Genomic DNA, 5,997 nt, shown 5'->3' with positions numbered 1-5,997 from the left:
ATGGGCAGTGTGAGAACTTCCATCCTGGAAGACCTCGACGTCTATCCACGAACCAGCCGCCGACCCTCGACTACACCCTCAACTGCGAAGAGCCGTTTTTGCGCCGGCCACGCTATCGGCAAGCCAGTGTCCTTTGTTTTAAGCTTTGCCGCGCTGGCGTCTCTTAAAGGAGTGCGACGGCGGCACGCGGCCGCCGTCGCACAGGTCACCCTTCGGGAACGCGCGCATGCTCGCCTCCGACACGCGAAGAGGATGGCGCGGCCCATATCCGGGTGGAGCCATCCTCTTTGCGTGTCGGTAAATCTTATTCGCGTCGAAAAGGACCTCTAGAGGGATCCAGGGAAACCCCACATCGAGTGATAGAGGGTTTCCGAAAAACCAACATCAAGTGCGAGAGGGCTCCAGGAAAACCGACATCAGGTGATAGAGGGTTTCCGGTAGGCCGACATCGAGTGATAGAGGGTTTGGGAATTACCGACGTTAAGTGAGAGAGGGTTGGGTTTTAGAGGTCGGCTAGGAGGGACTTTGGGTTTTCTATGGCGTCGGCTACGAAGCGGAGGAAGCCTGCCGCCGTGCCGCCGTCGCAGACCCGGTGGTCGAAGGTCAGGGTGAGCTCGGTGACCTTGCGGACGGCCAGCTCGCCGTTGACCACCCAGGGCTTGTCGATGATCCGGCCCACCCCCAGGATGGCTACCTCGGGGTGGTTGATGATCGCCGCGGAGCCGTCCACGCCGAACACGCCGTAGTTGTTGAGCGTGAACGTGCCGCTGCCGAGTTCCGTGGGGGTCGCCTTGCCCTGGCGTGCGACGTCGGTGAGCCGGCGGATCTCCGCGTCCAGTTCGCGGGCGGTCAGCTTTTCGGCGGCCCGGACGGACGGGACCACCAGGCCGCGGTCGGTCTGCGCGGCGATGCCGAGGTTGATGCCGCTGAACGAGACGATCTCCTGCGACCCGTCCTCCGCGGTTTCGATGCGGGTGTTCAGCTCCGGGTGCTTTTTTAGCCCGGCCGTGACAAATCGGGCAAGGAACGCGAGCAGGCCGGGCACCTGGGCGCTGCCGGACTTGAGTTCCTCGCGGAGATCCATGAGCGCGGTGGCGTCCACGTCCACCCAGACGGTCGCCTCGGGGATCTCGGAGCGGCTGCGCGCCATGTTGATGGCCACGGCCTTGCGGACGCCCTTGACCGGCGTCCGGGCGGCGATCGGCAGGCCGGTCCGGGCGTCGGTAGTTGCGGTGCCTGTGGCCGGGGTTTCTGCCGGCTCAACCGAGCGGGTCTCGACGGGCCTGGTCTCTGCGGGCTTGGTTTCCGCAGGCTCAACTACCGGAGCATGAATAGCCTTTTCCACATCGCGGCGCATGATCAGGCCGCCTTCGCCGGAGCCGGGGAGTTCGCCGAGGTCCACGCCGTGCTCCCGGGCCATGCGCCGGACCAGCGGCGAGATCACCGCGCCGAGCTTGCCGGGGACCCTGGTGCGCAGGAGCGAAAGGTCAAGGTCGGCACTTTCTACCGCGCCGCCGTCGGCCGCTCCATCCTCCAAGGGAAGGGTGCTGACCGAACCGGAGCCGGAGGCCGCAGGAGCCTTCCGCGCGCGGGTGCGCCGGGCAACGCCGTGGCCGCCCGGGGTTCCGTAACCAATGAGCACGTTGCCGGACCCGGCTTTTTCTTCTTCCCGGTACGCCTCGGCCTCGGCCTGGGCCGGGGTGTCCGCCGGCTCGTCCAAAGCTTCACCCAGCTCGGTCTCGGAAGGCCCGACGAGCGGCTCAGCAGGGGCGGCAGCATCCGCAGCAGGCCCACCAACAGACACAGGCGTCACCGAGATCAGCGGCTTCCCCACGTCCAGGGTCTCCCCCGGCTGCCCGTGCAGCTCGGCAACAATCCCGGCGTACGGGGACGGCACCTCCACAGTGGACTTGGCGGTCTCCACCTCGGCGATGGGCTGGTCCACGGAGATCGTGTCGCCCACGGCAACGTGCCAGGACACCAGTTCGGCTTCGGTGAGGCCTTCGCCCAGGTCCGGCAGCAAAAACACGCGTGTTTCACTCATGGTCAGTTCTCCCACTGAAGGTCGTCAACGGCGTCGAGGATGCGGTCCACGCCGGGCAGGTAGTACTTCTCAAGCTTGGGCGCCGGGTAAGGGATGTCGAACCCGGTGACGCGGCGGATGGGGGCGGCCAGGTGGTGGAAGCAGCGCTCCTGCACCCGGGCCACGATCTCGGAGGACACGGACGCGAAGCCGTGGGCCTCGGCGATCACCACGGCCCGGCCGGTCTTCCGCACGGACTCGCACACCGTCTCGTCGTCAAACGGCACAATGGTGCGCACGTCGATGACTTCCAGCGAGCGCCCTTCCAGCGCGGCGGCCTCGGCGGCGGCGAGCGCGGTGGGGACGGACGGGCCGTAGGCGATCAGGGTGGCGTCGGTTCCGGGACGAACGACGGCGGCACGGCCTTCCGAGGACTGGCCCGCCGAAGCAGCGGCGGAGTGGGCGGCCCGCAGCTCCGGAAGGTCCACGAAGTCCTTGGACCAGTAGAGCTTCTTGGGCTCCATGAACACCACGGGATCGTCCGAGTCGATGGCCTCGCGGAGCATCCGGTACCCGTCCGCCACGGTGGCGGGGGTGAACACCTTCAGGCCGGCGGTGTGGGCGTAGTAGGACTCGGAGGAGTCGCAGTGGTGCTCCACTCCCCCGATGCCGCCGCCGTAGGGAACCCGGATCACCATGGGCAGCTTCACGGCACCCTTGGTGCGGTTGTGCATCTTGGCCACGTGGCTGACGATCTGCTCGAACGCCGGGTAGGCGAACGCGTCGAACTGCATCTCGATCACGGGGCGCATCCCGTTGATGGCCATGCCCACGGCCATGCCCACAATGCCGGACTCGGCCAGCGGGGTGTCGAAGCAGCGCTGCTCGCCGAACGTGGCGGTGAGCCCGTCCGTGATGCGGAAGACCCCGCCGAGGAGCCCCACGTCCTCACCGAACACCAGGACGGAGGGGTCAGCGTGCATCGCGTCGGCCAAAGCAGTGTTCAGCGCCTTGGCCATGGTGACCGGCTGGGGGCCGGACGCTTCCGACAAAGCGGCGGCGGAGGCGGCGGCCCGGGCGGTGGCAGCAGAAACGTTGCCGTTGGCCTGGGAGGATGTGGTGATGGTGGGGCTCACTTGCCGACCTCCTGTGATGTTGATGATGCGTCGCGCGCGAGTTCGTCGGCGAGCAGGGCGGATTGTTCCTTCAGCTGCGGCGTGGTCTTTTCGAAGACGTGGCGGAATAGTTCCTGCGGGTCCCCGGGCACGTCCTCGCTGAGCTCGTCACGAAGCTGCGTGGCAACCGCTTCCGCCTTCTCGCGGATCCGTGCCTCGCCGTCGTCGTCCAATAAACCGCGGTCCGTCAGGTAGGTGCGCATCCGGTTCACCGGGTCCTTGGCCCGCCACTCCGCCACCTCAGAGCTTTCCCGGTAGCGGGTGTCGTCGTCGGCATTGGTGTGGGCCTGCATGCGGTAGGTGTTGGCTTCCACCAGCAGGGGGCCGGAGCCGCCCCGGCACAGCGCAACGGCGCGGTCCAGGACGGCGAGGAGCGCCACCACGTCGTTGCCGTCCACGCGTTCGCCGGCCATGCCGTAGCCCACGGCCTTGTGCGCGAGCGACGGCGCCACGGACTGGTGTGCCAGCGGCACCGAGATGGCGTACTTGTTGTTCTGAACGAAGAAGATGACGGGCAGGTGGAAGACGGCCGCGAAGTTCAGGGCCTCATGGAAGTCGCCTTCGGATGTGGCGCCGTCGCCGCACATGGCCAGCACCACAGTGTCCTCGCCGCGGAGCTTGGCGGCGTGGGCCACACCCACGGCGTGCAGCAGCTGGGTGGTGAGCGGGGTGCACTGGATGCCCACCTTGTGCTGGAGGGGATCGAACCCGCCGTGCCAGTCGCCGCGGAAGATGGTCATCACCTGCACGGGGTCTACGCCGCGGGTCATCACGGCGACGGCGTCGCGGTAGGTGGGGAACATCCAGTCGCCCTTGGAAAGGCACAGGGCGGCGGCCACCTGGCAGGCTTCCTGGCCGTGGCTGGAGGGGTAGACGGCCATGCGGCCCTGCCGGACCAGGGCGGAGTTCTGGTCATTGACGCGGCGTCCGACGACGAGCTGCTCGTAAGCTGCCAGCAGTTCCTCATCGCCTGGCAGGGGGTATTCGTGGCCGGGTTCGGTGCCCTGCTCACCTTGGGGCTTGAGCCGGCCGTCCGGGTCCACCATCTCGATCTGGTGCCGGGCGGGAAGCATGTAGTCCTCAGCCGTGATGCCGAACTTCTTGGCGGCCTCGGCGAGGGTGTCCTCGGCCGGTGCCTGGCTGGTTGTGTCCGGGTGCGCGGTGTGGTCTGCGGAGATCGTCATTGTTCCGTCCTTCTGTTGCCACTATTCCTTCCCAGTATCGTCCTGCGGCCGGTTTCGTATCCAGCGCCTGAAGGAATCGTGGAGAAGCTGCTCAATAACGCCGTTTCTGGAAGACGATTTGGCAGTGTGAGCCAGGTTACGGATATGTGCGGTGGACAAATTGGCTGGTCGGAACGTTGACGTACCCGCCCTGCGTCAGCACCTACGGGGTCATGCGGTAGCCGAGGCCGTGTACCGTTTCCACCCATCGGGGTCTTTTGGAGTGGTCCCCGAGCCGCTTGCGGAGGTTGCTAAGGTGCACCTCCACTGCACGCTCGTCGCCTGCGCTGACAAAGGAACCACTGCTGTAGGGCTCATTGCGTAGCCGTCGCACCAGATCGGCTTTGGTCTGGACCGTCCGGCCGTTCTCCATGAGCACCAACAGGATGTTGAACTGACTGCGGGTCAGGGCGACGGGGGCACCATCAATCACTACCTGGCGGGTACCCTCATGCAGGGCAAGTCCCTTGTGGACGAAGTCGAACCGGCCTACCGGCACCACAGGCAGGGTCTTGCCGCCTGTCCCGGGACGGGCGGAACTGGGATAGTGGTCGCCGCTGTAGTGATTCATGCTTCTCGGACGGCGGAACACCGCTTTTACGCGCGCCCTCAGTTCCCTGGGGCGAAAGGGTTTGGTGAGGTAATCATCAGCTCCCGCCTCAAACCCCATGAGCGCATCCGCTTCATCTGACCGGCCGCTGACGATGATGATGTAGGCGTCGCTGAAGGTCCTGATGCGCCGGGACGCTTCAAAGCCATCAAAGTCCGGCAGCCCGATGTCAATCATCACGATGTCAGGGTTGTGTTCCCGCACGCTCCCAAGACCTTCGGATCCTGACGAGGCTGCGTGCACGGCGAAGCCGGACCGCCGGAGAGTCTCAGCCAGCGCCGCCCGCATATCGCCATCGTCCTCGATCACCACCGCCACGCGGCCCTCCCCCATCACTTCTCCCTCCGTCGAGGAGCCCTGGGTTATTGCGCTGAAGGGGAGTTGCTGCCGCCGGCGGCCCGGGCCACTCGAGCATCAAGGCCAGCAATAATCCGGGCCGCACTTTTAACTCTGTCCTCAAGCATTCGATGCAGTGCCCAAGGTGGCTGGGTATGGGCCGCGTCAGCCGTTGACGAAGCCCTTCATCCAGGTTTTCAGGTCCTCGCCGAACTCCACCCGCTCGGACGCCAGGGTGATGACGGCTTTGAGGTAGCTGAGCTTGTCCCCGGTGTCGAAGCGGCGGCCCTTGAACACCACCCCGTACACCCCGGAGCCTTCGCCCTCGCCGGCAGCCAGGGTCTGCAGCGCATCCGTCAGCTGGATCTCATTGCCGCGGCCCGGCCCGGTCTCCTCCAGGATCCCGAACACGGCCGGGTGCAGGACATACCGGCCGATCACGGCCAGGTTGGACGGAGCATCCCCCACAGCCGGCTTCTCCACCAGGCTGTTCACGCGGACGTAATCCTCGCCGTCCACAGCGGTGATGTCCGCGCAGCCGTAGGCGCTGATCTGGGCCGGATCCACCTCGATCAGGGCGATCACCGAACCGCCGGTCTTCTGCTGCACCTCCATCATGGTGGTCAGCAG

General features: G+C 66.1%; 5 protein-coding genes. All 5 read right to left on the bottom strand.

Going from position 1 to position 5,997, the window contains the following annotated elements; genetic code table 11:
* Positions 1 to 502: 502 nt before the first annotated feature.
* On the bottom strand, positions 503 to 2,044 hold the full coding sequence (locus tag ACIQF4_RS21090; RefSeq protein ID WP_400517885.1) for a dihydrolipoamide acetyltransferase family protein: 1,542 nt from the start codon (positions 2,042 to 2,044) through the stop codon (positions 503 to 505).
* Between the two features lie 2 nt (positions 2,045 to 2,046).
* The gene (locus ACIQF4_RS21085) at positions 2,047 to 3,159 is read right to left on the bottom strand and encodes an alpha-ketoacid dehydrogenase subunit beta (protein WP_400517884.1); all 1,113 of its coding nucleotides are present in this window, start codon (positions 3,157 to 3,159) and stop codon (positions 2,047 to 2,049) included.
* Positions 3,156 to 4,382, bottom strand: a complete 1,227-nt coding sequence (locus tag ACIQF4_RS21080; protein ID WP_400517882.1) for a thiamine pyrophosphate-dependent dehydrogenase E1 component subunit alpha — start codon at positions 4,380 to 4,382, stop codon at positions 3,156 to 3,158. The genes ACIQF4_RS21085 and ACIQF4_RS21080 overlap by 4 nt, the downstream gene beginning before the upstream one ends.
* 202 nt (positions 4,383 to 4,584) lie before the next feature.
* Complete coding sequence (locus ACIQF4_RS21075; RefSeq protein WP_400517880.1) at positions 4,585 to 5,364, bottom strand: response regulator transcription factor; 780 nt, start codon at positions 5,362 to 5,364, stop codon at positions 4,585 to 4,587.
* Between the two features lie 168 nt (positions 5,365 to 5,532).
* The coding region (locus ACIQF4_RS21070; RefSeq protein WP_400580046.1) for a sugar phosphate nucleotidyltransferase at positions 5,533 to 5,997 on the bottom strand (465 nt) is incomplete at its 5' end.

The sequence above is a fragment of the Pseudarthrobacter sp. NPDC092202 genome (assembly GCF_044755505.1).
Taxonomy (GTDB): Bacteria; Actinomycetota; Actinomycetes; order Actinomycetales; family Micrococcaceae; genus Arthrobacter.
The sequence above is the reverse complement of the archived record's forward strand: the minus strand, read 5'-3'. Positions and strand labels throughout refer to the sequence as shown.

Bases quoted from the DNA above. Each gene is read 5' to 3' on its own strand.
- ACIQF4_RS21080 (WP_400517882.1), bottom strand. From the start codon at position 4,382: ATGACGATCTCCGCAGACCACACCGCGCACCCGGACACAACCAGCCAG.
- ACIQF4_RS21075 (WP_400517880.1), bottom strand. From the start codon at position 5,364: ATGGGGGAGGGCCGCGTGGCGGTGGTGATCGAGGACGATGGCGATATG.
- ACIQF4_RS21090 (WP_400517885.1), bottom strand. From the start codon at position 2,044: ATGAGTGAAACACGCGTGTTTTTGCTGCCGGACCTGGGCGAAGGCCTC.